Origin of the sequence: Pseudomonas sp. 1912-s, from assembly GCF_029269205.1 — a bacterium.
Taxonomy (GTDB): domain Bacteria; phylum Pseudomonadota; class Gammaproteobacteria; order Pseudomonadales; family Pseudomonadaceae; genus Aquipseudomonas.
This window is the reverse complement of record NZ_JARIXR010000004.1, coordinates 144,410-167,937: the sequence shown is the minus strand read 5'-3', so window position 1 is coordinate 167,937 and position 23,528 is coordinate 144,410. Positions and strand designations below refer to the sequence as shown.

Here is a 23,528-nt window from a genome sequence, read left to right as displayed (position 1 = left end):
CGGCAACTTCCTGTGCGAGTGGAGTTCACGCCCGAAAAACGCTTTCACCTTGAATGCCAGGTTGGCCCTGCGTAGTACTGCGCGCATTCCCAGGGTGGGGCATTCTGACCCTGGCGGAAAAAAGCGACGACTGGCCATTCGGCTAGGTAGTCGCCTGGATACGCATGGGCCTCACAGGCTCGACTTGACGATAACGACGCTTGAACCACATGCTCCCTGTCCCACGATAAAAGGACCGCTCATGGACAACAGCCCCGTTCGCATCCACACCGAAGAGTTGCTCTCGGATAACTGGTACGTGCTGAAAAAGTACACTTTCGACCTGCGCCGCCGCGACGGCAGTTGGCAGTCCCAGACCCGCGAGATCTATGACCGGGGCAATGGTGCGACCATCCTGCTGTACAACCGCGAGCGGCGCACGGTGTTGCTGATTCGCCAGTTCCGCATGCCGACTTTCGTCAATGGCTACCACGGCTACCTGATCGAATCCGCCGCCGGCCTGCTGGACAACGCCAGCCCCGAGGAACGCATTCGTCTCGAAGCGGAAGAAGAGACGGGCTACCGTGTGGGCCATGTGGAAAAAATCTACTCGGCCTTCATGAGCCCGGGCTCGGTGACCGAGCGCATCCACTTTTTCATCGGCGAATATTCGCCGGCCGACCGGGTCAGCGATGGCGGCGGGCTGGAAGACGAGGGTGAGGACATCGAGGTGCTGGAGCTGGGGTTCGAGGCCGCTCTGTCCATGGTGCAAAGCGGCGAGATCGTCGACGGCAAGACCATCATGCTGCTGCAGTATCTTGAGTTGCGGATGTTGAAAGAGGGCTGGTGATGGCGCGTCGGTTTTCCCTGGCGTTGGCAGTGTTGCTGGCGGGATGCAGCGGCGTGAGTGCGGCGCCGGCGCCCGTCGGCGACGGCGGTGTTCCTGCGTTCTATACCTGGGCCGACAAGGTGCCTGCATCCCCCGGGCAGATGCTGCGCAGTGAACCGTTGACGGCTCGGCAAAGCCTGGCCGATGCCGGGCAGAACCTGCGGATCCTGTACACCTCCACCGATGGTCTCGACACCCGCAAACACCTGGTCGTCTCCGGTGCGCTGTTCCTGCCAAAGGGCACGCCGCCACCGGGTGGCTGGCCGCTGATGGCGTGGGCCCACGGCACGGTGGGCAGCGCTGATGTTTGCGCGCCGTCGTTCGCCGGTCGCAGCCCGCGGGACACGCGTTATCTCAATTATTGGCTGGGGCAGGGTTACGCCATCGTCGCCACGGATTACCAAGGGCTGGGGACGCCTGGATTGCATCCGTATGGGCTGACCAGCCCGCTGGCCTATGGCGTGCTCGACAGCATCCGTGCGGTGATGGCCGGTGGTTTTGGGCTCTCCAAAAAAGTCGTGGTGTTCGGCCAGTCCCAGGGCGGGCGTGCCGCGTTTGCCACGGCGGTCTACGCGAAAGACTACGCGCCTGAGTTGAACATCGTCGGCGTGGTAGCCACCGGTACGCCTTACGCGGCCACCCATAAAACCGGCGACAGTGCCGAGCTGGAAAAAGCCCGCAGCTCGGTGGTGCCGACCTTTGCCTACAACCTGTTGCGGCTGAGTACGGCCACCTTGTTTGATCCGTCGTTTGTCCCTGCCGACTACTTGAACGAGCGCGCAATGCCAGCGTTTGAGATCAGTCAGAGCGATTGCTTGCATGCCATCGAGCAGCGGGTGGTGTCGGATAAACTTACCTTCAACGACAGCTTCAAGCGCTCGCCCAAAGCAGCCCTCGACAGGGTCTATCGCGAGTCGGCGTATCCAACCCTGAAGACGGACATTCCGGTGTTTGTCGGCACGGGTGGCAAGGACCGGGATGTGTTTGTGCCGGGGCAAAAGGCCTTGGTCAGGGACGCCTGCAAGGCAGGCGACCGGATCGAATGGCATTTCTATCCCGAGCTTGATCACTCGGCCACGGTGAATGGCTCGCTGGCGGATTCGACGCCGTTTGTGCGCCGGGCGTTTGCCGGTGAAGTGATCCCCGGCAACTGCGGGTTGTAGCAGCAGGAGCCGCTCGGCTCCTGCGACGGCCTTCAGGCCAGCTTCACGTCCATGGTGATCCGTGCGGTAAACACCAACTTTCCTTCCGCATCGAGCATGTCCACCGGCACCACTTTGTCACCCGCCGTCAGCCAATCAATCCCCTCGCCATTGGCGGTCGCGGTGACGCTGCTTTTGGCCTTGGCCAGGTATTCCACCGTCATCCCCTTGGGAATCCAGCGCGCGCCGGTTGGCACGGACACATCCGTCATTGTCCCGGCCGCCAGTTCCGCGGCGTTGCACATGGCGATCGCATGCACCGTCCCCAGATGGTTGGTGACGGCCTTGCTGAACGGCACCTCCACCGCCGCCAACCCCGGGCGCAGCTGGGTGATCAACGGATTGATGGTGCTGAAGTAGGGCGCCATCTGGCACGCCAGTTTGCTGAATGCTTCGGGGCCGACGCTGTTGAACATACTCAGGTACTGACTCATGAGGTGCCTCACTGAAGGTCTGAATTTACGGAATGTTGTTCCGTTACAGAATAATATTCTGTGACGGAACAGTATTCTGCCCATGGGAAATCTGTCAAGCTGCGCCGACGTGTCCCTCTCAATGAATGAGTTCGTGTTCAGCATGCAAACCCCGGATCTGCTCCAGCGCTGCTTCCCAGGTCGAAGGGCCGAATTGAAGCGCGATATCTTCAAGACTGCCCTCGACCTGTTCAACGAGCAGGGCCTTGAAGCCACCACCATCGAGATGATTCGCGCCGGGTGCGACACCAGCGTTGGCGCGATCTACCATCACTTCGGCAACAAGGAAGGGTTGGTTGCCGCGCTGTTCTTCACTGCACTGGATGACCAGGCCGAATTGCGTGCGCGCTACCTGGAGTCGGCCAGGACGGCGAAGGAGGGCGTGTACGCGCTGGTCCACAGCTATGTGGATTGGGTGGACAACGAACCGCAGTGGGCGCGTTTCCAGTACCACGCGCGTTTCGCCGTGACCAAGGGGCCGTTCGCCGCCGAACTGGAAAGCCGCAACCAGTCGCGCAATGCAGTGCTCAAGGAGTGGATGGCGCTGCCCGGGCGGGGTGATCAGCTCAAACAATTGCCCGCAGAGCTTTGGCCGTCGCTGATCATCGGGCAGGCCGACAGCTACTGCCGTGCCTGGCTGGCCGGGCGGGCGACCAGCAGCCCGCGGGTGTACCGCGAGGCCCTGGCCGAGGCCGCGTGGCGTTCGGTGGGCGGGGTTTAGCCAGACTCACGCACACGGCACCGGCGTCATCGCCACCTGATAGCGCTCATCAAAATCCTCCGCCAACTGCGCCAGCGTCACCTCGCCCAGGCGCTGCAGCAGCAACGCCTGGGCGTCATCAAAGGCCTGGTTCAGTGCTGCGTTGACGGCCTGTTCCACCAGGCACTGCGGGTGATCGGTGGACAGGCCGACGGCAAAGATCGACGACGTGCCGAGGGCGTTGTGGATGTCCAGCAGGGTGATTTCACTCAAGGGCTTGCCGAGCGTCCAGCCGCCCTGATGGCCTTTTTCCGAGCGCACATAACCCTTTTCCTTGAGCAGGCCGAGGGTACGGCGCACCACCACCGCGTTGGTGCCGAGCATCTGCGCGATGGTGTCCGAGGTGGCGCGTTCCTCGTGGCGGCCCATGTGGATCAGCACGTGGAGCATGCGCGAAAGCCGGGTGTCGTTTCTCATCTGCAAGCCTCAGGAATTCCTGCGCGAAAGTATCGTTCGTAACGATTGGAGTTGCGAGACTCTTGACGAGGTATTTTTATGTAACTTATGGTGTGTCGTGACTGCCCGGCAACCGATGCACGGGCCACCAGAGAGGTCATCTTCATGGTTTACGATGTGATTATCGTGGGCGGCAGCTACGCCGGAATGTCGGCCGGCCTGCAACTGGCGCGGGCCCGGCGCAAGGTGCTGGTGATCGATGCCGGGCAGCGGCGCAACCGCTTTGCGGCCACCTCCCATGGCTTCCTCAGCCAGGATGGCCAGCCGCCGGAGATGATCGCGGCTGAAGGGCGAGGGCAGTTGATGGAGTACCCAACCGTCACCTGGGTGCAGGACGCGGCGGTCGAGGCGACTCAGGGCCCGCAGGGTTTTGTGGTGCAAACCCGGTGCAATGGCAGCTTTAACGCTCTGCGGCTGATTCTCGCCTCCGGAGTGGTGGATGAGTTGCCCGAGGTCGAAGGCCTGCACGAGCGCTGGGGCAAGTCCGTATTCCACTGCCCGTATTGCCACGGCTATGAGCTGGACCAAGGCCGCATCGGCGTGCTGGCGACTTCACCGCTGGCGATGCATCACGCCATGCTGCTGCCGGACTGGGGCACCACCACGCTGTTCACCAATGGCGTATTTGTGCCGGATGCCGAGCAGCTGGCGCAGTTGGATCGGCGCGGGGTTCGCGTCGAAAGCCAGGCGGTGCGGCGGATTGTCGGTGAGCGGGCGGACGTGGAATTGGCAGACGGTCGGGTGATCGCGCTGGACGGCATCTTCACGATGTCCCGCACGCGCCTGGCCAGCCCGTTGGCCGAGCAGTTGGGGTGTGAGTTTGTCGAAGGACCGACCGGGCCTTATCTCCTCACCAACGACACGCGCCAGACCACAGTGCCCGGCGTGTTTGCCTGTGGTGACGCCAACCTGGCCGGCGGTTCGGTGGCGCTGGCGGTGGGCGAGGGCGTGCGCGCCGGGGTGGGTGCGCACTTCTCGATGATCTTCAGCTGAGGTCAGCGCACCAGGCAGGGCCGCTTGTTATCGAACGTCCAGCCCGGAATCATGAATTGCATCGCCACGCTGTCATTGCGCGCACCCAGGCCCATGCCTTTGTACAGTTCATGGGCGTGGGCCACGGCGTCCATGTCGATGTCGACGCCAAGGCCCGGTTTGGCCGGGACCTTGATATGCCCGTCGACAATCTTCAGCGGCGCCTTGGTCAGGCGCTGGCCGTCCTGCCAGATCCAGTGGGTGTCGATGGCGGTGATCTCTCCCGGCGCGGCGGCGGCCACCTGGGTGAACATCGCCAGGGAAATGTCGAAGTGATTGTTGGAGTGTGAGCCCCAGGTCAGGCCCCATTCGTGGCACATCTGCGCCACCCGCACCGAGCCTTGCATGGTCCAGAAGTGCGGGTCGGCGAGGGGAATATCCACCGACTGCAACTGGATGGCGTGACCCATTTCCCGCCAGTCGGTGGCGATCATGTTCGTGGCGGTGGGCAGCCCGGTGGCACGGCGGAATTCGGCCATGACTTCGCGCCCGGAGTAGCCGTTTTCCGCGCCGCACGGGTCTTCGGCGTAGGCCAGTACGTGATGTTGGTCGCGGCACAGGGCGATGGCTTCTTTCAGTGACCAGGCGCCGTTGGGGTCCAGGGTGATGCGTGCGTCGGGGAAGCGTTCGGCCAGCGCAGTGACCGCCTCGATTTCCTCGGCGCCGCGCAACACGCCGCCCTTGAGCTTGAAGTCATTGAAACCGTATTGCGCCTTGGCTGCCTCTGCCAGGCGCACGATGGCTTCGGGCGTCATGGCCTGTTCATGCCGCAGGCGGAACCAATCCTCGGCGTGCGCTTCACTGCGATAGGCCAGGTCGGTCTGCTGGCGATCACCGATGTAGAACAGATAACCAAGCATCTTCACCGCGTCGCGCTGCTGGCCTTCACCCAAGAGTGCGGCGACCGGAACTTCTAGGAATTGGCCGAGCAAATCCAGCAGTGCAGCCTCCATCGCGGTGACGGCATGGATAGTGATGCGCAGGTCAAACGTCTGCAAACCCCGGCCCGCCGAATCCCGCGCGGCGAAGGTCTGGCGCATGGCATTGAGAATGCTCTGGTACTGGCCGATGGGCTTGCCGATCACCAGGCTGCGGGCGTCTTCAAGGGTCTCGCGAATGCGTTCGCCGCCGGGCACCTCACCGACGCCGGTACGCCCGGCGCTGTCGGTGAGGATCACGATATTGCGCGTAAAAAACGGCCCGTGGGCGCCGCTGAGGTTGAGCAGCATGCTGTCGTGGCCGGCCACCGGGATAACCTGCAGGCCGGTGACGACCGGGGCGCCGTTGGCGTGGTGCTGGTGTTCTGTGTTCATGGGGTATTCCTTATTTGCTCAAGACGGGGGCGGGTTGCAGCACGCTGCTGGTGGTCGGGCGGGGCAGGGTTTTGGCGAAAAACACCAGGATCGCCGCGAGGATCGATGTGCCCGCCAGGCCATACAAACCGCCCTGGATCGAACCGGTGGTCTGTTCCAGGAAACCAAAGGTGGTAGGCGCGACAAACCCGCCGAGGTTGCCGATGGAGTTGATCAGCGCGATCACCGCTGCAGCGATTCGCGCATCGAGGTAACCCTGGGGAATCGGCCAGAACAGTGAAGACGCCGACTTGAAGCCGATCGCCGCGAAGCAGATCGCGATAAACGCAAAGATCGGCCCGCCGGTGGTGGAGAGGAACATGCCGATCGCAGCGATCAACAGTGCTGCAGCGACCCACGCCTGCTGGAACTTGAACTTGCCCGCCAGCGCGGCGAAGGCGTACATCGCGATGATCGAAATCAGCCACGGGATCGAGTTGTAGAAACCCACCTGGATGTCGCTCAGGTCGCCCATCTTCTTGATGATGCTCGGCAGCCAGAACGTGGCGGCGTAGATCGTCAGCTGGATGCAGAAGTACAGGGCGCAGAACAGCATGATCTGGCGGTCCTTGAGCAGTTTGCCCAGGGTTGGCTTGACCGTGGTGGCGGCGTCACGCTCACGTTGTTCGCGGTCGATTTCGCCCACTAGCGCATCCTTCTCTTCAAGGCTCAGCCACTTGGCGTCATGGGGCTTGGAGTCGAGCCAGAACCACACGAAAAAGCACAGCAGCACCGAGGCCATGCCTTCGATGATGTACATCCATTGCCAGCCGTGCAGGCCCAGGCCGGTGATTTGCAGCAGCACGCCAGACAAGGGGCCGGAGATCAGCGAGGCGAGGGCCGAGCCACTGAGGAAAATCGCAATCGCCTTGCCGCGTTCGACGCCGGGCAACCAGCGGGTGAAGTAGTAAATCACCCCGGGGAAGAAGCCGGCTTCGGCCACGCCCAGCAGGAAGCGCAGGATGTAGAAGTGGGTTTCGTTCTGGATAAACGCCATCAGCGTGGCGGTGACGCCCCAGGTGAACATGATGCGGGTCAGCCAGATACGCGCGCCGACTTTTTGCAGGAGCATGTTGGAGGGGACTTCGAACAGCGCGTAGCCGATGAAAAACAACCCGGCGCCGAAGCCGTAGGCGGCTGCACCAATGCCCAGGTCGTGCTCCATATGGGCACGCACAAAGCCGATGTTGACGCGGTCGATGTAGTTGACGATGAACATGATCACGAAGAGCGGGAGCACATGGCTCTTCACTTTCTTGATCGCGCGGGCCAGGACCGGGTCGGTGGCAGGCGCAGCTGTCGCAGGGCTTGAAGGGGTCACGAGGTAAAACTCCCACTGATTATTGTTGTGCGGGGGATAGGCTCGGGTTGCCGGAGTTGTCTGACAACTTGATAGACATCATACAACTGCAATTTCAGAGATGGCAACACTTTGTAGGTGCAAGCTTGCACGCAATAAACGTCAACGATTACTCGGTTATATTGAAGGATAACGGTGTGGTGGGTTTTTTCGCGAGCCAGCTCGCTCCTACAGGTATTTGTTTGTTGTCATACAAGTAGCTGCGTATAAAAATGCTAGTATTGCCAGGCGCCCCTGAACGGAATTCCTGATGCAAACACCAACCTCGGCACCTCATCGCAAGCGCTCCCCGGGCCTTGCCCACGACATCGTCACCGCGCTGACCCAGCAGATTCTTTTGGGGCAGATGGCACCGGGTGAGAAGCTGCCGTCCGAGTCCGCCATCGTCGGCGAGTACGGCGTCAGTCGCACGGTGGTACGTGAAGCGCTCTCCAAATTGCAGGCGGCCGGGCTGGTGGAAACCCGTCACGGTGTCGGCACCTTTGTGCTGGAGCGCGACGAACGCCAGGGCCTGCACTTGACCCACGACACCGCCGCCAGCGTGCGCGGCATTCTTGAGTTGCGCATGGGCCTGGAAACCCAGGCGGCCGCCCTGGCAGCCTTGCGCCGTACCGACGAACAACTGCAGCAGATGCGCCAGGCGCTGGATGATTACCAGGATTCACTGGCGAACAACGACAGTGCCGTTGAGCCGGATGTGCGGTTCCATCGACTGATCGCCCAGGCCACCGGCAATACCTATTTCACCGACGTGATTTATCACCTGGGCAACTCGGTGATCCCGCGCACCCGGATCAATGCCGAAGAGCGCGGGGATGTGGACTTGATGGCGTTGGGGCGTATGGCGAACCTTGAGCACGAAGCGATCCTGAAAGCCATCCGCCGCCAGGACCCGGACGCCGCAAGAGCCGCCATGCTGCTGCACCTGAGCAACAGCCTGGAGCGCATGACCGGGGAGTGAAGGTCAGGCTTGTTCGCCCGGTTCGCCATCCACCAATTGCTGGAACAACGGCGTCAGCAGATTGATCAGAACCTCCGGATCTGCATTGGCCAGTGCCGACAGCCCGAGCATCTGGCGCATCACCTGAAAGCCCGAGACCAGCGCCATCACCAGGGCGGCGCGCTCTTCGTGGTGCTGGCCCTTGAGTGCGGCGGCCATGGTTGCTTGATGGCCTTTTTCTACTTGTTCCCGACCGATCACCGCTGCCCGCTTGCTCGACGCCGAGTGCAGCATGATCAGGAAGCCTTCCAGCGGCGTACTGCCGCTTTCAGTGATGCTCACCAGGGCGCTGGCGAGGGTGCGGCCGAGGTTTTCCGAGGCCAGGTTATGCTCGGTGAGGATGATCGGGCTGGCCATGGTGTCGGCGATCACTTCGGCAAACAGCTGTTCCTTGGCGCCGAAATAACGGTTGACCAGCATCGCGGTCACGCCCGCGCCGGCCGCGATTTCCCGCACGCCGGCACCGTCGTATCCGGATTCGGCAAACGCCTTGCGCGCCGACAATAAAATGGCTTCGCGGGTAGCGGCTGCGTTGCGGCGTCGGGGCGTCTCGGGGGTGGGCGTCGGCATCGGGATCCTGGGAGGTGTGGGGGCGAACCCCCACAGGGTACAGCGTCTATTTGCTGTCGAGGAAGTCCAGCAGTGCCGCATTGAACAACGTCGGGTCTTGCAGGAACGCAAAGTGGCTGGTGTTCGGCAGAATCAGCAGGCCTGCGCCCGGAATCGTCGCGGCCATGTATTCGGTGTGCTCACGCTTGATCGCCTCATCATGGTCACCGTCGACAATCAGGATCGGCGTCTTGATGGACGCCAGTTGCGCGTCGGTCCAGTTCGGTTGGCTGGCCCACATGTGGCTGATCTGCTCGACAAACGCGTCGTACTCTTTCGGCGTCGGCGACAGCTTGCCGTACTCCTTGCCGGCCCGTTCGATGAAGGCGGCGAAGGTCGGGTTCTTCTCAACGCCATCCTTGACCCCGGCGGTCTGGGTGTTGGCGGCAAAGGCAAATACCTTGTTGATACGGTCGGGATGACGCAGCGCGAGGTCGATGCCGATGATCGCGCCATCGCTCCAGCCGACGATATCGGCGCGGGGGATTTTCAGGGTATCGAGCACGGCGACCACATCGTCGGCCATCAGGTCGTAACCGTAGGGCTTCTCGTCCCGCGAACTGCGCCCGTGGCCACGGCTGTCGAGGCTGATCACCGTGTGCTTGGCCGCCAGCGCTTTCACCTGGTTGCCCCAGTAGTCGGAATTGGACAAGCCGCCATGCAGCAGGATCACCGGCGAGCCGTGGCCGGTTTTGGTGTAGTAGACCTTGATGCCGTTGACCGCTGCATAGCCGGTCTTGGCGCCGGCAATCGGTGCCGGCGTGGGTGGCAGGGTTTCCCAGCGTTCGGCGGCCTGGGCCGCAGAGAAAGACAGCAACAGGCAGGCAGCTGCCAATAAGCGACGTGACATGGCGATTCCTTTTTGCAGTGATCCATCAGGTGGGTAAGCGCTGGACTCTAGCACCGGCCAGCCCCGGCCCAAACGCATTTTTGTCTATCGAAAATGCTGCGCTCAAAGAAAAAAATGCAGTTATATCAATGGAATAAAAACGTCTATAGCGCCTTGTAGTGGATCAGGCTGCGGGCGCAGTCGATCACGGTTGTACGGGCGGGGCGGGTTTGCCAGCCGAACAGGTGCCGGGCTTTTTCGGCGCTATGGCGATGGGCCCGCCCCAGGTTCGGGGTGAGGCCGCGCAGCAGCGGGTCAAAGCGTGCCAGCACGCGCAACAGCCAATCCGGAATATCGCGGGTGGGTACCTTGCTCGCCGCCGCGCCCAATTCGGTGCGCAGCAAGCTGGATAGCTGCGCCATCCACAGGAATTCACCCACTGCCAGAAACCGCTGTGAAGCCGCCTCCGGCAGGGTCATGGCGCGGATGTGCAGTTCGGCCAGGTCGCGAACGTCCACCACCTCGAACCCCAGGCGCGGGTTGCCCTTGGCCCGACCCTGCAGCAGGCGGGCAATGACCTGGACTGAGCCGAGGTTGTCGGCGCCCATGATCGGCCCGAACACCGCGCCCGGCAAAATCGTGGTCAGTGTGGTGCTGCCGGACTGCTCGGCGATGAAGTCCCAGGCAGCCCGTTCGGCTTGGCGCTTGGCTTGCCGGTAAGGGGTGACGTTGGTTTCGGCGGGGTCAAACCATACGGACTCGTCGCTCAGGCTGTCGGGGCCTTGCAGCGGCGGGGTGGCAACCGTGGCGGCGCTGGTCATCACCACCCGACGCACGCCAGCCCGTGTGGCGGCCCGCAGGATACGCAGGGTGCCGTCGCGGGCCGGGGTGATCATCTCGTCAATGGTTTGCCGCGCGTCCAGGCCCAGGGGAGAGGCCACGTGCAGCACGTAGTCGCAACCGCGCAGGGCGTCGTCCCAGCCGTCGTCACGGGTCAGGTCGGCGGCGAAGCAGCTCAGGTGAGTGGGGTCCACGGCAAGGCGGCTCAAGGCCGCGCGCAACGCCGGTTCCCTGGACAGGCTGCGCACGCTGGCGCGTACGTGATAACCCTGTTGCAACAGGCCCGCGATGCACCAGCCGGCGATGTAGCCGGTGCCACCGGTGACCAGGACGGTTTCTGCCATGTGTTTCTCCAGCGTGTGGGAAGGGGTGTCGGACCCACTCTAGGACTGAAAAGGGATTAAGTCTACAGCTGTATACAAAATGGTGCGGGCAGGGTTATTTTCTTCAATACCCCAGCCGGATCGCGCTTTACCGTAGTGCCGTCGTCACCCATCACAAGAAAAAGGAACCGCAATGAGCTTGATCATTTCCATGGCCGCCTTCGCCCTGGCCACGTCCATCACGCCGGGACCGGTGAATGTGGTAGCCATCAGTTCAGGCGCACGCTTCGGGTTCGCCGCCAGCCAAAAGCATGTGGCCGGGGCGGCGCTGGGGTTCACCTTGTTGCTGGTGCTGATCGGCCTTGGGTTGCATGAGGTGCTGGTGCGCTGGCCGCTGCTGACCCAAGTGATTCAATGGGGCGGGGTGGCGTTCCTGTTGTACATGGCCTGGAAACTGGCGGTCGACAATGGGCGCCTGGAGGCCGACGGCACAGCCACGGCACCGTCGATGCTTTATGGGGCGATCATGCAGTGGCTCAATCCCAAGGCCTGGCTGGCGTGTGTGGCGGGGATGGGCTTGTTCGTGGCCGATGGCGATGCGCAACAGGTCTGGCTGTTTGCGACGATCTATCTGGTGATTTGCTACCTGTCGGTGGCGTGCTGGGCTTACGCCGGGACCTTCCTGCGACGCTACCTGAGCAACCCCCAGGGCATGCGCCTGTTCAATCGCTCGATGGCCGCCTTGCTGGTGGCCAGCGTGGGGTATCTGCTACTGGCCTGAGTCAGCCGCGGTATTGCCCCGGTGTCGCCGCCAGGTGCTGTTTGAACGTGCGCTGGAAATGCGCCTGGTCCGCAAACCCGGCGGCCAGTGCCACGTCGGCGATCAGCTCGCCATTGCGCAACTGGATGCGGGCAAACTGAATGCGCCGATTGACCAGGAACGCGTGGGGCGTCATGCCGTAATACTGCTTGAACGCGCGGATCAGGTACGACGGCGACAGTTCGGCGGCCTGGCAAATGTCTTCCAGCTTCAGGGCCTCGGTGCAGTGTTCGCGAATGTACTCGGCAGCCCGTTCCAGTTTGTGATTCACCTCACGCACCGGCGTTGTCGACGGGTTGAGGCGTTGCTGGACCTCGGTAAAAAAACTCACCACGGCGCTCTGCTTGTGCAGGTGTTCGGCCTGCTCGTCGACCAGGACTTCATACAGTTCGATCAAGCCGTCATATAGCACGACGTCACGGGTATGAGTGGCGGTAAAGGCGCGAAAGCCTTCGTCGCTGCTGAAACCGAGCTGGTGCTGCAGGTCCGTCAGCCAGGCCGTGTCGATGTACAGCATGTGATACGACCAGGGCTGATCGTAGAGGGGGTTGCAGGCGTGGACATCGCCAGGGTTCATCAGCACCACGGTGCCGGCGCTGATCTGGAAGGTGGACTGGCCATTGATGTACAGGCTTCTGCCAGCGGTGATTGCGCCGATGGAAAAGTGTTCATGGGAATGCCGGGTGTAGCAGACCTTGCGCCCATCGGAGATGGTCCGGGCCTCGATAAAAGGCAGGGCCTCATCGCGCCAGAAGCGTGGTGCCCGTGACAGTGGGTCAATGGCGTTCAGCGACATGTCTGCAGCTCCATCCCGAGCAAGATCGAGCGCAGATCATTACACAGCCATGGGCGCAGCCGCCATGGCCGTCAGGTCAGAAATCCCAGCGGGTCGCCAATTGCAGGCTGCGCGGCTCGCCGTAAAAACCGGTGCCGAAGTTGCCAAGGCCGGTGTAGTACTTTTTGTCGAACAGGTTTTTCACGTTCAACGTGGTGCTCAGGTGCTCGTTGAAGCGGTAGCGCGCCATGAGGTCCACCAGGAAGTAGCTGTCCTGGGTAATGCGTGAGTTGTGGCCGAAATTCACGGAGTCATTGGGATCCGGCTGGAACACGTTGCCGAAGAACTCGCTCTGCCAGTTCACGCCGCCGCCCACGGTGAGGTTCTCCAGTGCGCCGGGCAGGCGATAGGTATTGAACAGCCGCACCACTTGCTGGGGCGTGGTGGTTTGCAGCACAGAACCGTAGACATAGTCACCGTTGGCGTCACGGGTGTGCTGATAGGTATAGCCCGCCGAGACGTTCCAGCCGTCCAGCACTTCACCGGCCAGTTCGACTTCAAAGCCCTTGGTGGTGGCGCCGGCAATCGGGCGATACACCGAGTCGGTTTCAAACCCGGAGACGTACTGCGCAACGTTGTCCTGTTCGATGCGGAACGCGGCAAAGCTGGCGTTCAGGCGGCCGTCGAAAAACGCCGCCTTGAGCCCGGCTTCATAGGTGTCGCCTTCAATCGGATCAAGCAACTTGCGGTCGGCGTCCTTGCTGTTTTGCGGCTTGTAGATCTTGGTGTAGCTGGTGTAGACCGACCAGATGTCATTGAGGTCGTAGACGATGCCGGCATAGGGCGTGACGATGCCGGTCTGGCGGTAGGTGAGGCGGTTGTCGGCCTTGGTCGGGTCATAGAAGTCGGTGTTGTCGGTGCCGCTGAAATTGCTCACACGGGTGCCGAGAATCACAGACAGGTCGTCGGTGGGTTTCAAGCGTGTGGCCAGGTACGCGCCGGTCTGGCGCTGCACGATGTCGTTCTGGCCGCTGCGGGGGATGTCGGGTTTCGGGTATTCGCCGCGCCAGTCATAAATGCTGCCGCCCACCGGCGGGTAGACTGAGCCGTATACCGGCACGTCCTGTTTGGCCCGGCTGGCCATGAAGCCCATGATCAACTCGTGCTCCCGACCGAACAGGCTGAAGGGGCCGTTGAGGTTGATGTCCAGGGTGTTTTGCAGCTGGTCACCCTTGTACTTGCCCATGAACATGAACATACCGTCGCCGGTGGCCTGGTCCGGGTTGCCGCCGCTGGCGGAGGCGAGCAGGGTGTCGTGCTGGCTGCGCTTGCGGTCCAGGCTGACTTTCAGCGACCAGTCGTTCGCCAGCTTGTGTTGCACCGAGGCAAACAGGGTCTGGTTCTGGAAGTCGCGGCGGCTCCAGTCGGCGGCCGGGTTGAAGGAACGCGAGAAATCGGTGCGCGAACCGTTGCTGAAATACATCGGGAAGCCAGTCCAGCTGGCGCCACGGGAGCGGGTGTCTTGCTGGTCGATGCCGAAGGTCAGCAGGGTGTCGGGCGTCAAGTCGGCTTCGAGGATGCCGTAGGCGATGTCCTTGGTGTTCTGGTAGTGATCCTGGTACGACTGGCGATCCTGGTACACCCCGACAAAGCGCCCGCGCACGTTGCCGGAATCGGTCAGCGGCCCGGAAATATCGCCTTCGGTGCGGTAGTTGTCCCACGAGCCGAACGTTTGGGTGACCGAAGCCTTGAATTCCCGGGTGGGCTTTTTGCGAATCAGGTTGACCGTGGCCGAAGGGTCGCCGGAGCCGGACATCAGGCCCGCCGACCCCTTGATGATTTCCAGGCGGTCATACACCGCCATGTCGGTGCTGGTGGTGCCATAGTCATACACGCCGTCGTAGGTGGAGTTGACGCCGTCGTACTGGAAGTTGGTGATCGGCAGGCCACGGCTGGAAAATTCCCAGCGTTCGCTGTCGTAGTTCTGCACGCTCACACCGGGCGCGCGACGCAGGGTGTCGGCGATGCTGGTGGAGCCCTGGTCGTCCATTTGCTGGCGGGTGATGACCGTCACCGATTGCGGCGTCTCGCGCATCGACAGGGCCAGGCCGGTGGCCGAGGCCATGGCGCCGGTGGTGTAGGAGTGGGTGTCTTCGGTGGTGGCGCCCAGGCCTTCGCCGGAGATGGTGGTGGCGCCCAGCTCCAGGGCGCCGGTGTTGGCCGGAATCGATTCCAGCACGTATCCGTTGTTGCCCTGGGACAGGGCTTGCAGGCCGCTGCCCTGTAACAGGCGCTGCAAACCGCTGGCCGGGGTGTAGCTGCCATTCAGGCCCGGGCTGGTCTTGCCGGCTGCCAGGCTGTTGTGGCCGACGATGAATATCCCGGATTGCTCGGCAAAGCTGTTCAGCACGTTGACCAAAGAGCCCGCCGCAATGCTGTAGTTGCGTGCGGCTTCCTGGGTGGATGGAGCCTCGGCGGCCTGCACGTTGAGCGCGCCCAGGCACACAAAGGTGGTGGTAACGGCCAGCGCCAGGGGGCGCAAGGCAAAGCGAACGGGTTGCGACATGAACATTCCCTTTGGATCAAATCGATCGGCTGATTGAAAGCATCTGCTGGGTTAACCGAACGAGTTGTGGAAAAGGGAACTGACGGCTGAAAGTTTTTTATGCGGTCGGGTTTTTGGGCCTGACCGTGGCCCACCACGGCAGGAGCGTGTCGACCCGAATCGGTAGGGCGGCCTGTAGCAGGCGCAGGGCGTGATCGCTGTCCTTGAGCGGGAACGCGCCCATCACGGGCAAGTGGGCCACGGCCGGATCGCACCCCAGGTGGCCCGGGCGATAGCGGTTGAGTTCGGCGATCAGTTGGCCAAGCGGGAGGTTGTCCGCCAACAACACGCCACGGCTCCAGGCTTCGCGGGTGGCGGATGCCGGTAAGCGGCCAGTGAACCCGTCACGGGTGAAGGACACTTGCTGCCCGGCCTCGGTGATTTGCACCTGATGGCTCGCGGCGGTGCGCACTTCGACCCGGCCTTCAAACACATTGAGCAGCGTGTTGTCGCCGTCCTGCAACACGCTGAACCGGGTGCCCAGCGCCCGCAGGCGGCCCTGTTCGGTCTCCACCAGGAACGGACGGCCTGGGTCGCTGGCGGTCTCGATCAGTACTTCACCGAAGCGCAGGTGCAACAAGCGCTGCACGCTGTCGAAACGCACATCCAGGGCGCTCAACGCGTTCAGCCACAGGCGGCTGCCGTCCTCCAGCACGGCCTCGCGGGTTTCGCCGTCGGCGGTGGCGTAATCGGCACGCCAGCCGCCCACCCGCCGGGGCAGGGTGGTGTTGCGCCAGGCGCCCCAGGCCAGTGTCGAGCCGGCGCACAGCACCAGAAGCGTCTTGAGGGTTTGCCGCCGGGAACTGCGCAGGGCGCGGCCGGCGCCATGGGCTTGCTCGGCCAGCGGCGCAAAGCGTTGGCTGACCCGCTCTACATAACCCCAGGCGGCCTGGTGCTCGGGACTTTGTCCAAGCCATGCCTGCCAGTGCTGGGTCGCGTCTGGCTGATCCTGCAGGCGCACGTACCACTGGGCCGCCTGTTCCAGGCTGGCGTGGCTGAGTTTACCGGGGCCGTTCATTCCACCAGCATCCCGTCCAGTTCCGCTTCCAGCACTGCGCAATGCAGCAGTGCCTGGGCCATGTACTTTTTCACCATGCGTTCGCCCACTCCGAGCTGAATGCCGATCTGCTTGTAGGGCAGGCCCTGTAACTGCGCGAGCAGGAACGCTTCACGGACCTTGTGGGGCAGGCGCGCGAGCATGGCGTCCACTTCGTACAAGGTTTCGACAATGATTGCCCGTTGCTCCGGCGACGGCTGCAACGCCACCGGCCGATCCGCGAGGCTTTGCAGCCACGCGTGTTCCAGTTGGCGACGGCGCCAGTGATCGATGCACAGGCCCCGGGCGATGGTGGCCAGGTAGGAGCGCTCCCGGGTCTCATCGGCCTCGGCGGGCGGGCGCTTGAGCACCCGGATAAAGGTGTCGTGGGCCAGGTCCGCCGCATCCCAGCGATTGCTCAGGCGCCTGCGCAGCAGCCCCAGCAGCCAGGAATGGTGATTGCCATAGAGGTCGCTGAACGAGGAGGGCGAGGTCGACACAGTATCCATCTGGCGCAAAAGCCTTGGGGTAAATAAGAATTGGTCGCGATTAAACCAAAGGGCCGGGCACGGCGCAAATGATATTGGTTTGCTTTTGCACGGGCTTAGCCGATGCGCTGCTCGGCGACCCAGGCGGTCGCCAGGTCGATAAAGGCCCGCAGTTTCGGCTGGCTCTGGGTTCGGGCGGGAAAATACAGGTACAGCCCGCTGCTGGGTGGCACAAAGGATTGCAGCACTTGCACCAGCGTGCCTGCGGCCAGGTCGTCCATCACCTCAAAGTCACTCACATAAGCCAGGCCCTGGCCGGCGCGGGCGGCGGCGATCATCAGGTTGCGATCATTGACGATCAGCCCGCCTTGAACGCCGACGGTGAACTCCCGGCCCGCCCGCTCGAATTCCCAGCGGTGCGCAGTACCGGCGGTCAGGAAGCGATAGCCGATGGTTTGATGGGCCGTCAGCTCCTCGGGCGTCGCCGGTTTACCGGCCTTGGCGAAGTAGTCGGGAGCGCCCACCACCGACCAGTTCAGATCCGGTGTGAGGCGCACGGCAACCATGTCCTTGTCGATGGATTCCCCCAGTCGAATCCCGGCATCGAAGCCCTCGGTCACCAGGTCCACGGTGGCGTCGTCCAGGGAAATATCCAGCACCACATCCGGAAACGCCTCACGAAAGCGTGGGATCAACGGCTCGATCAACAGCTTGCCCGACAGGCGCGGCACCGTCAGGCGCAGGGTGCCCATGGGCCGGTCGCGGTAGCCGCTGAGGGCCGCCAGGGCTTCGTCGATTTCCCCGGCGGCGGGGCGCAAGCGGCTGTAAAGCGTCATCCCGGCCTCGGTCAGCGCCACCCGCCGCGTGGTGCGCTGAAACAACACCACGCCCGTGCGTTTCTCCAGGGTTTTGACCGCATGGCTGACGGCCGTGGGTGTTACCCCAAGGCGTGCGGCGGCCTGGGTGAAGTTCTTCAATTCGGCGACGGCGAGAAATTCGGTCAAGCCATTGAACGGATCAAGGTTCATCGGATTTCCATTATGAAGTTCAGTTTCATAGTGCTTGTAGCACGAGAGGGTTTTTCAGGCTAATGCGGCGGCGTACCTTGGCTTCACTTTCACTCCATCAGGTACGGATCATGACAACGGCACATTCCTTCAAGCGTGTTTGGCTGGTGACCGGGGCTTCCCGGGGCATCGGTGCAAAAATCGTCGCGGCAGCGCTGGCCCATGGCGACGCGGTAGTGGCGACCGCCCGTAATGCTCAAGCGGTGATTGAGCGATTTGGCGAGCAACCCGGCCTGCTGGCGGTGCAACTGGATGTAACCCACGAATCCCAGGCCGCTGACGTGGCCCGCGCCGCTGTCGAACACTTCGGGCGTATCGATGTGCTGGTCAATAACGCCGGTTTCGGCTTGTTGGGCGCGGTGGAGGAAGCGTCTGCCGATGAGATTCGTCGGCTGTATGAAACCAACGTGTTCGGCCTGCTTAACGTCACACGCGGCGTGTTGCCCTTTATGCGCAAGGCGCGCAGCGGGCATGTGATCAATATTTCGTCGGTGGGCGGCTTCCAGTCGGCGCCGGGCTATGGGGTTTATTGCTCCACCAAGTTTGCCGTCGAAGGCTTGAGCGAAGCATTGCATGGCGAACTCGCGCCGCTGGGCATTAAGGTCACCGTGGTTGAGCCGGGGTATTTCCGCACGGACTTTCTCGACAGCAACTCCCTGGTGGAGTCGCCGGCGAGCATCGAGGACTACGCCGCCACCTCGGGCGAGGTGCGCAAACTGGCCAAGGCCTACAACCAGCAGCAGCCCGGCGACCCGGACAAGCTGGCGGTGGCCATGCTCAAGCTGGTGGAGGCTGAACAGCCACCGCTGCGCCTGGCATTGGGCACTGATACCTTGCGGGTGACCGAGGCCAAGCTGGCCTATGTCCAGCAGGAGCTGAGTACCTGGCGGGGGCTGTCGGCCTCTACGGACTTTTGAGGGCTGAATCAGTCCTGAGTTTCGAACCAACCGGGCGCGGTGGGAACATACACGCCGCGCTGCGGCCAATACGAATCGGTGCGCAGTACGGTGAGCTCTCCGGCTTGCGCCCAGGTGGAAATGAAAATTTCCAGGGAAAGGTCCCCTGCATTCAGGTCGTTCTGTATCTGACTGGCACTGTCAGGCGATGCGGGGACCATCATGCCGCCAAATACAAACTCTTCAATGGAGTTGCGTGAGGTGTACTTGATCAAGCCGCCCTCGGTGCTCGCCCAGTAGGCCTCGCTTATACCCAGGCCATAGGCCCTGAGCTGGAAGAAAAACTCAAAGGCCTGCGGGTGGAAAAAAGTGCCGGCGTTCGGATAGGGCTCCGGCGTTGGAGTGAGATCTGAGTGCCGGGGACGGAAGTAAATCCCTCGCGGCACATAGCCTTGGGGCAGGGCCGGGCGTCGAGAGGCCTGCGGGGAAAAGGGCCCGATGTAGCGGTAGTCAAGCGTGCTCCCGTACAGTCCGATGCTTGTGACGTAGGTGTCCTGTAGGGGGTTCTCTAGAACAATTCCGATGATGGCCAGATCGTAGGCTTCAAGCTCTTGGGTCATGGCGTGCACAGCGTCGTCGGCGTCGATAAAGCGTTGCCGCATGACTGGCGTGAGGGCGCGATCATTGATCAGGGTGGGGGTTGCAGGTGCCCAGTCGGCCGGGATCCGGCCGTGGCGGGTCCATGAGCCATGAGGGTGCAGTACGCGTAATTCGCCCGCCGCTGCCACTTGCCGAATGAACGCTTCGGGGCTCAGGGTGCCATTGGCCAGGGCGCGATGCACCTGGCAGCGGCTGCCGCCGAACGGGATGAGGACGTCGAGAAGGTGTTTTTCTTCCGGGGTGCCTAGGGAGGTGTATTGAAAAAGTGTCGCTTCCTGGGTGTAGAAGTAGGCGGACAGGTCGGGGTGCTGGAGCAGTTTTGACAACAGGGCGAATATCAATTCGGGCGAGACAAACAGACCCTTGCCGTTCAGAGCCAGGACGCTGCTGTCGGAGCGGTTGCGCAACGGTGCGAAGTAGACGCCGCTGATGGTGTAGTCCGTTGGCAACTCCACCACTCCCACATCATTGCCCGGCAACAGGCTCTCGATGGCAAAGCCCGGGTCATTGATTGCCAGTGGGTAGGTGGGCACCACATGTTTCTCATGGGTGTGGGTCAGCAACAGGCCCGCGCTGAGTGTATGGGTGGTTGAGTGGGGCAGGTGTTGCAGTAACCAGTTCAGTGCTTCTACCGGCTTGAGGAAAGACGGGCCCAGGCGCTCGGCATTGATCAAGTCGTTGCCGTCGTGCAGCGGTTGCCATTTGGGCGATACGTCGCCCACAAAACGCCACAGTTGGCTGGCACGGATGACTTGCAGGCGTCCGGCGCCGGCCACCTGTTGAACGAAGCTCAACCGGCTGGCCGTCCCGGCAGCCAGCTCCTCGCTCAGGGGGCTGATCTTGCCGTTGGGTTTCTTGGGGGTGACGCGCAGCAGCAGGGCCTGGGTCAGGTCGGAGTCCGCGGGGGTAAATTTGAGTAGCGAACCGTCCGGATTCGACAGATAACAGGCTGCTCCCGGTGTCTGTGTCTGCTCGTAGAGCTTGATAGCCGCATAAATGTCGCCGGTGGAAAAGGAGTTGATTTCCAGCGGATCGGTGAGGACGTTGGGGTGGGAATGATAAATGCCCACCAAGTCCAAGTGGCGGGGCCATGTTGGGTGTCCGGCTGCGGTCCTGGGATAAACGTCGGCAGGTGTGAAACTGAAAGTCGAACCGCTCAAGGGCGTTGTGGCAATAAACCGCTCGCCGCGTTTGAAGATATAACCGCCATACTCTCGATCTCGCTGCTCGCCAATCAGTGCATGGGCGTAGGCGACGACGTCCTCGTCGCTGATGAATTCCGGCGTGTAGGTTGGGCGAAACGTCGGAGGTGAAACGGGTTCTGGTGGGGGCATGGTGACTTCACTGTGTGATAGATGAAGTCGAGCAGTATCAACAGCGTGAACCCCACGCAGTCGGTACTTATGTAGCCGCGCCCCAGAGCACCCGGGGCACGTGCGAAGAGGTTACTGCGGGGTGGCGGGCACCAGAAACGCCGCCTCCAGCAATTGCCGCGTGTAGGCATGCCGGGGGTTGGCGAAGATCGCAGGTGCATCCCCTTGCTCTACCGCCTGCCCGTGCTTGACCACCATCAACTGGTGACTCAAGGCCTTGACCACCGCCAGGTCGTGGCTGATGAACAGGTAGGTCAGGTTGTACTTGGTTTGCAGGTTGCGCAGCAGCTCCACCACCTGGCGTTGTACGGTGCGGTCGAGGGCCGAGGTGGGTTCATCCAGCAAGATCAGGCGGGGCTTGAGCACCAGGGCCCGGGCGATGGCGATGCGCTGGCGTTGACCTCCAGAGAATTCATGGGGGTAGCGATGCCGGCTTTCCGGGTCCAGGCCGACTTCCTTGAGCGCGGCGATGATCGCTGCTTCCTGTTCGGCCGCAGTGCCCATCTTGTGGATGCGCAGGCCTTCGCCGACGATCTCGCTCACGCACATGCGCGGGCTCAGGCTGCCGAACGGATCCTGGAACACCACCTGCATTTCCCGGCGCAGCGGGCGCACCTGCTGCTGGCTCAGTTTGTCCATCTGATGGCCTTCGAACCGAATGCCGCCTTTGCTCGCGATCAGCCGCAAAATCGCCAGGCCCAGAGTGGATTTGCCCGAGCCGCTTTCACCGACGATGCCCAACGTCTGGCCCTGGGGCAGGCTGAAGTTGATGCCGTCCACCGCCTTGACGTAGTCGACGGTGCTGCGCAAGAAACCTTTCTTGATCGGGAACCAGACTTTCAGGTCCTCGACTTCCAGCAACGGCGGGCCGATTTCATTGGTGGCAGGGCCACCGCTGGGTTCTGCCGCCAGCAGTTCCTGGGTGTATGGATGTTTGGGCGACTGGAACAGGGTTTCGCACTCGGCCTGTTCGACGATGCAGCCTTTTTGCATCACACATACCCGGTGGGCAATGCGCCTTACCAGGTTCAGGTCGTGGCTGATCAACAGCAAGGCCATGCCCAGGCGCGCCTGCAGTTCCTTGAGCAACTCCAGGATCTTTAACTGCACCGTGACGTCGAGTGCCGTGGTCGGCTCGTCCGCAATCAGCAACTCCGGCTCATTCGCCAGGGCCATCGCAATCATCACCCGCTGGCGTTGGCCGCCGGACAGCTCATGGGGCAGGGCCTTGAGGCGCTTGTGGGGTTCGGGGATGCCCACCAGTTCGAGCAACTCCAGGGTGCGGCGGGTGGCGACCTTGCCGGTCAGCCCCTTGTGCAGGCCGAGCACTTCGTTGATCTGCTTCTCGATGGAATGCAGCGGGTTCAACGAGGTCATCGGCTCCTGGAAAATCATCGCAATGCGGTTGCCGCGAATATGCCGCAGGGTCTTTTCTTTGAGCGTCAGCAAATCGTGGTTGGCGTACTGGATCGTGCCCGAAGGGTGGCGTGCCAGCGGGTAGGGCAGCAGGCGCAGGATCGAGTGCGCCGTCACCGACTTGCCCGAGCCGCTTTCGCCCACCAGTGCCAGGGTTTCCCCGCGCTTGATATCGAAGCTGACGTTGTTCACCACCCGCTGGTGGCTGTTGCCTACGACGAACTCGACAGAGAGGTCGCGGACTTCGATCAGATTGTCCTGATTCATCTCATTTCCTCGGGTCGAAGGCATCGCGAGCGGACTCGCCGATAAACACCAGCAAACTCAACATGATCGCCAGCACGGCAAAGGCACTCATGCCCAGCCACGGCGCTTGCAGGTTGGATTTACCCTGGGCCACCAGTTCGCCCAGGGACGGCGAGCCGGCGGGCAGGCCGAAGCCCAGGAAGTCCAGGGCGGTGAGGGTGCCGATGGCACCGGTCAGGATGAACGGCATGAAAGTCATGGTGGAAACCATGGCGTTGGGCAGGATATGGCGAAACATGATCGCGCCGTTCTGCATCCCCAGCGCCCGGGCCGCCCGCACGTATTCCAGGTTACGCCCGCGCAGGAACTCGGCGCGCACCACGTCTACCAGGCTCATCCAGGAAAACAGCAGCATGATCCCCAGCAGCCACCAGAAATTGGGCTGCACGAAACTGGCGAGGATGATCAACAGGTACAGCACCGGCAAGCCGGACCAGATTTCCAGGAACCGCTGGCCGGCCAGGTCGACCCAGCCGCCATAGAAACCCTGCAACGCGCCGGCGATCACGCCGATGATCGAACTGAGCACGGTGAGCGTCAGCGCAAACAGCACGGAAATCCTGAAGCCGTAGATCACCCGCGCCAGCACATCGCGGCCCTGGTCATCGGTGCCCAGCAGGTTGTCCCGCGACGGCGGGGCCGGGGCCGGAACCTTCAGGTCGTAGTTGATGCTCTGGTAGCTGAACGGGATCGGTGCCCACAACGTCCAGGCATCCTTGGCTTTGAGCAGCTCCTGGATATAGGGGCTTTTGTAGTTGGCTTCCAGCGGGAATTCGCCGCCGAAGGTGGTCTCGGGGTAGCGCTTGAGGGCCGGGAAATACCAGTCGCCGTCGTAATGCACCGCCAGTGGCTTGTCGTTGGCGATCAACTCGGCGCCCAGGCTCAGGCCGAACAGGATCAGGAACAGCCACAGCGACCACCAGCCACGTTTGTTGGCCTTGAAGCGCTCGAACCGGCGACGATTGAGGGGGGATAGATTCAT

22 protein-coding genes are annotated in these 23,528 nt (G+C 62.4%); 7 read left to right on the top strand and 15 right to left on the bottom strand.

Annotated features, from left to right (window positions below; translation table 11 throughout):
- Nucleotides 1-241: 241 nt before the first annotated feature.
- Together nudK and P3C29_RS07170 are read left to right on the top strand one after the other, a co-directional pair.
- Nucleotides 242-829 carry a GDP-mannose pyrophosphatase NudK gene (gene nudK / locus P3C29_RS07175; protein WP_201124455.1) on the top strand — a complete coding sequence of 196 codons (588 nt, stop codon included), beginning with the start codon at nt 242-244 and terminating at the stop codon, nt 827-829.
- Nucleotides 829-2,031, top strand: a complete 1,203-nt coding sequence (locus P3C29_RS07170; RefSeq protein WP_275964193.1) for a lipase family protein — start codon at nt 829-831, stop codon at nt 2,029-2,031. Before nudK ends, P3C29_RS07170 begins: the two co-directional genes overlap by 1 nt.
- A 32-nt stretch (nt 2,032-2,063) precedes the next feature.
- On the opposite strand, the gene P3C29_RS07165 is transcribed toward P3C29_RS07170, so the two are convergent.
- Nucleotides 2,064-2,504: a hotdog fold domain-containing protein gene (locus P3C29_RS07165; RefSeq protein ID WP_010171714.1), complete on the bottom strand. Its 441-nt coding sequence runs from the start codon at nt 2,502-2,504 to the stop codon at nt 2,064-2,066.
- 142 nt (nt 2,505-2,646) lie between these two features.
- Between P3C29_RS07165 and P3C29_RS07160 the strand changes: the two genes are divergently transcribed.
- Nucleotides 2,647-3,264, top strand: coding sequence for a TetR/AcrR family transcriptional regulator (locus P3C29_RS07160; protein ID WP_275964259.1), 618 nt, complete (start codon nt 2,647-2,649; stop codon nt 3,262-3,264).
- A 6-nt stretch (nt 3,265-3,270) separates the two neighbouring features.
- Here the strand turns inward: P3C29_RS07160 and P3C29_RS07155 are convergent, their stop codons facing one another.
- Complete coding sequence (locus P3C29_RS07155) at nt 3,271-3,720, bottom strand: Rrf2 family transcriptional regulator (RefSeq protein ID WP_201124453.1); 450 nt, start codon at nt 3,718-3,720, stop codon at nt 3,271-3,273.
- Between the two features lie 144 nt (nt 3,721-3,864).
- Between P3C29_RS07155 and P3C29_RS07150 the strand changes: the two genes are divergently transcribed.
- Entirely contained in the window at nt 3,865-4,752 is an 888-nt protein-coding gene (locus tag P3C29_RS07150) for an NAD(P)/FAD-dependent oxidoreductase (protein ID WP_201124452.1), read from the top strand.
- A 2-nt stretch (nt 4,753-4,754) separates the two neighbouring features.
- On the opposite strand, the gene gudD is transcribed toward P3C29_RS07150, so the two are convergent.
- Together gudD and P3C29_RS07140 are read right to left on the bottom strand one after the other, a co-directional pair.
- Nucleotides 4,755-6,104, bottom strand: a complete 1,350-nt coding sequence (gene gudD, locus P3C29_RS07145; RefSeq protein WP_010171706.1) for a glucarate dehydratase — start codon at nt 6,102-6,104, stop codon at nt 4,755-4,757.
- 10 nt (nt 6,105-6,114) lie between these two features.
- Nucleotides 6,115-7,464 (bottom strand): MFS transporter, encoded by a 1,350-nt coding sequence (locus P3C29_RS07140; protein WP_275964192.1) that lies wholly within the window; start codon nt 7,462-7,464, stop codon nt 6,115-6,117.
- A gap of 289 nt (nt 7,465-7,753) precedes the next feature.
- Here P3C29_RS07140 and P3C29_RS07135 point away from each other — a divergent pair, with 289 nt between their 5' ends.
- Complete coding sequence (locus P3C29_RS07135) at nt 7,754-8,464, top strand: FadR/GntR family transcriptional regulator (protein WP_010171702.1); 711 nt, start codon at nt 7,754-7,756, stop codon at nt 8,462-8,464.
- Between the two features lie 3 nt (nt 8,465-8,467).
- Here the strand turns inward: P3C29_RS07135 and P3C29_RS07130 are convergent, their stop codons facing one another.
- The 3 genes from P3C29_RS07130 to P3C29_RS07120 form a co-directional block, all read right to left on the bottom strand.
- Nucleotides 8,468-9,073 (bottom strand): TetR/AcrR family transcriptional regulator, encoded by a 606-nt coding sequence (locus P3C29_RS07130; protein WP_275964191.1) that lies wholly within the window; start codon nt 9,071-9,073, stop codon nt 8,468-8,470.
- 46 nt (nt 9,074-9,119) lie between these two features.
- Nucleotides 9,120-9,962 (bottom strand): alpha/beta hydrolase, encoded by an 843-nt coding sequence (locus P3C29_RS07125; RefSeq protein ID WP_275964190.1) that lies wholly within the window; start codon nt 9,960-9,962, stop codon nt 9,120-9,122.
- A 143-nt stretch (nt 9,963-10,105) separates the two neighbouring features.
- Nucleotides 10,106-11,125: an NAD-dependent epimerase/dehydratase family protein gene (locus tag P3C29_RS07120; protein WP_275964189.1), complete on the bottom strand. Its 1,020-nt coding sequence runs from the start codon at nt 11,123-11,125 to the stop codon at nt 10,106-10,108.
- A 172-nt stretch (nt 11,126-11,297) separates the two neighbouring features.
- Here P3C29_RS07120 and P3C29_RS07115 point away from each other — a divergent pair, with 172 nt between their 5' ends.
- Entirely contained in the window at nt 11,298-11,885 is a 588-nt protein-coding gene (locus P3C29_RS07115) for a LysE family translocator (RefSeq protein ID WP_201124449.1), read from the top strand.
- Between the two features lies 1 nt (nt 11,886).
- On the opposite strand, the gene P3C29_RS07110 is transcribed toward P3C29_RS07115, so the two are convergent.
- The 5 genes from P3C29_RS07110 to P3C29_RS07090 form a co-directional block, all read right to left on the bottom strand.
- Nucleotides 11,887-12,720, bottom strand: coding sequence for an AraC family transcriptional regulator (locus P3C29_RS07110; protein WP_275964188.1), 834 nt, complete (start codon nt 12,718-12,720; stop codon nt 11,887-11,889).
- Nucleotides 12,721-12,796: 76 nt separating this feature from the next.
- Complete coding sequence (locus P3C29_RS07105; protein WP_275964187.1) at nt 12,797-15,271, bottom strand: TonB-dependent receptor; 2,475 nt, start codon at nt 15,269-15,271, stop codon at nt 12,797-12,799.
- Between the two features lie 91 nt (nt 15,272-15,362).
- Nucleotides 15,363-16,322 carry a FecR domain-containing protein gene (locus P3C29_RS07100; protein WP_275964186.1) on the bottom strand — a complete coding sequence of 320 codons (960 nt, stop codon included), beginning with the start codon at nt 16,320-16,322 and terminating at the stop codon, nt 15,363-15,365.
- Nucleotides 16,319-16,849: a sigma-70 family RNA polymerase sigma factor gene (locus tag P3C29_RS07095; RefSeq protein ID WP_275964185.1), complete on the bottom strand. Its 531-nt coding sequence runs from the start codon at nt 16,847-16,849 to the stop codon at nt 16,319-16,321. Before P3C29_RS07095 ends, P3C29_RS07100 begins: the two co-directional genes overlap by 4 nt.
- Before the next feature lie 95 nt (nt 16,850-16,944).
- Complete coding sequence (locus P3C29_RS07090; protein WP_169388757.1) at nt 16,945-17,856, bottom strand: LysR family transcriptional regulator; 912 nt, start codon at nt 17,854-17,856, stop codon at nt 16,945-16,947.
- A 110-nt stretch (nt 17,857-17,966) separates the two neighbouring features.
- Between P3C29_RS07090 and P3C29_RS07085 the strand changes: the two genes are divergently transcribed.
- Nucleotides 17,967-18,812, top strand: a complete 846-nt coding sequence (locus tag P3C29_RS07085; RefSeq protein WP_201124444.1) for an oxidoreductase — start codon at nt 17,967-17,969, stop codon at nt 18,810-18,812.
- Nucleotides 18,813-18,820: 8 nt separating this feature from the next.
- Here the strand turns inward: P3C29_RS07085 and P3C29_RS07080 are convergent, their stop codons facing one another.
- The 3 genes from P3C29_RS07080 to P3C29_RS07070 form a co-directional block, all read right to left on the bottom strand.
- Nucleotides 18,821-20,785, bottom strand: coding sequence for a DUF4329 domain-containing protein (locus P3C29_RS07080; RefSeq protein WP_275964184.1), 1,965 nt, complete (start codon nt 20,783-20,785; stop codon nt 18,821-18,823).
- A gap of 111 nt (nt 20,786-20,896) precedes the next feature.
- Complete coding sequence (locus tag P3C29_RS07075) at nt 20,897-22,507, bottom strand: ABC transporter ATP-binding protein (protein ID WP_275964183.1); 1,611 nt, start codon at nt 22,505-22,507, stop codon at nt 20,897-20,899.
- A 1-nt stretch (nt 22,508) separates the two neighbouring features.
- Nucleotides 22,509-23,528, bottom strand: a complete 1,020-nt coding sequence (locus P3C29_RS07070; RefSeq protein ID WP_010171680.1) for an ABC transporter permease — start codon at nt 23,526-23,528, stop codon at nt 22,509-22,511.

Excerpts from the sequence above, each read along its gene's own strand:
- P3C29_RS07110 (WP_275964188.1), bottom strand. The coding sequence starts at position 12,720 with ATGTCGCTGAACGCCATTGACCCACTGTCACGGGCACCACGCTTCTGG.
- P3C29_RS07115 (WP_201124449.1), top strand. The coding sequence starts at position 11,298 with ATGAGCTTGATCATTTCCATGGCCGCCTTCGCCCTGGCCACGTCCATC.
- P3C29_RS07155 (WP_201124453.1), bottom strand. The coding sequence starts at position 3,720 with ATGAGAAACGACACCCGGCTTTCGCGCATGCTCCACGTGCTGATCCAC.
- P3C29_RS07170 (WP_275964193.1), top strand. The coding sequence starts at position 829 with ATGGCGCGTCGGTTTTCCCTGGCGTTGGCAGTGTTGCTGGCGGGATGC.
- P3C29_RS07165 (WP_010171714.1), bottom strand. The coding sequence starts at position 2,504 with ATGAGTCAGTACCTGAGTATGTTCAACAGCGTCGGCCCCGAAGCATTC.
- P3C29_RS07105 (WP_275964187.1), bottom strand. The coding sequence starts at position 15,271 with ATGTTCATGTCGCAACCCGTTCGCTTTGCCTTGCGCCCCCTGGCGCTG.
- nudK (WP_201124455.1), top strand. The coding sequence starts at position 242 with ATGGACAACAGCCCCGTTCGCATCCACACCGAAGAGTTGCTCTCGGAT.
- gudD (WP_010171706.1), bottom strand. The coding sequence starts at position 6,104 with ATGAACACAGAACACCAGCACCACGCCAACGGCGCCCCGGTCGTCACC.
- P3C29_RS07125 (WP_275964190.1), bottom strand. The coding sequence starts at position 9,962 with ATGTCACGTCGCTTATTGGCAGCTGCCTGCCTGTTGCTGTCTTTCTCT.
- P3C29_RS07070 (WP_010171680.1), bottom strand. The coding sequence starts at position 23,528 with ATGAATCTATCCCCCCTCAATCGTCGCCGGTTCGAGCGCTTCAAGGCC.
- P3C29_RS07130 (WP_275964191.1), bottom strand. The coding sequence starts at position 9,073 with ATGCCGACGCCCACCCCCGAGACGCCCCGACGCCGCAACGCAGCCGCT.
- P3C29_RS07095 (WP_275964185.1), bottom strand. The coding sequence starts at position 16,849 with ATGGATACTGTGTCGACCTCGCCCTCCTCGTTCAGCGACCTCTATGGC.
- P3C29_RS07100 (WP_275964186.1), bottom strand. The coding sequence starts at position 16,322 with ATGAACGGCCCCGGTAAACTCAGCCACGCCAGCCTGGAACAGGCGGCC.
- P3C29_RS07085 (WP_201124444.1), top strand. The coding sequence starts at position 17,967 with ATGACAACGGCACATTCCTTCAAGCGTGTTTGGCTGGTGACCGGGGCT.
- P3C29_RS07080 (WP_275964184.1), bottom strand. The coding sequence starts at position 20,785 with ATGCCCCCACCAGAACCCGTTTCACCTCCGACGTTTCGCCCAACCTAC.
- P3C29_RS07160 (WP_275964259.1), top strand. The coding sequence starts at position 2,647 with ATGCAAACCCCGGATCTGCTCCAGCGCTGCTTCCCAGGTCGAAGGGCC.
- P3C29_RS07120 (WP_275964189.1), bottom strand. The coding sequence starts at position 11,125 with ATGGCAGAAACCGTCCTGGTCACCGGTGGCACCGGCTACATCGCCGGC.
- P3C29_RS07135 (WP_010171702.1), top strand. The coding sequence starts at position 7,754 with ATGCAAACACCAACCTCGGCACCTCATCGCAAGCGCTCCCCGGGCCTT.
- P3C29_RS07090 (WP_169388757.1), bottom strand. The coding sequence starts at position 17,856 with ATGAACCTTGATCCGTTCAATGGCTTGACCGAATTTCTCGCCGTCGCC.
- P3C29_RS07150 (WP_201124452.1), top strand. The coding sequence starts at position 3,865 with ATGGTTTACGATGTGATTATCGTGGGCGGCAGCTACGCCGGAATGTCG.
- P3C29_RS07075 (WP_275964183.1), bottom strand. The coding sequence starts at position 22,507 with ATGAATCAGGACAATCTGATCGAAGTCCGCGACCTCTCTGTCGAGTTC.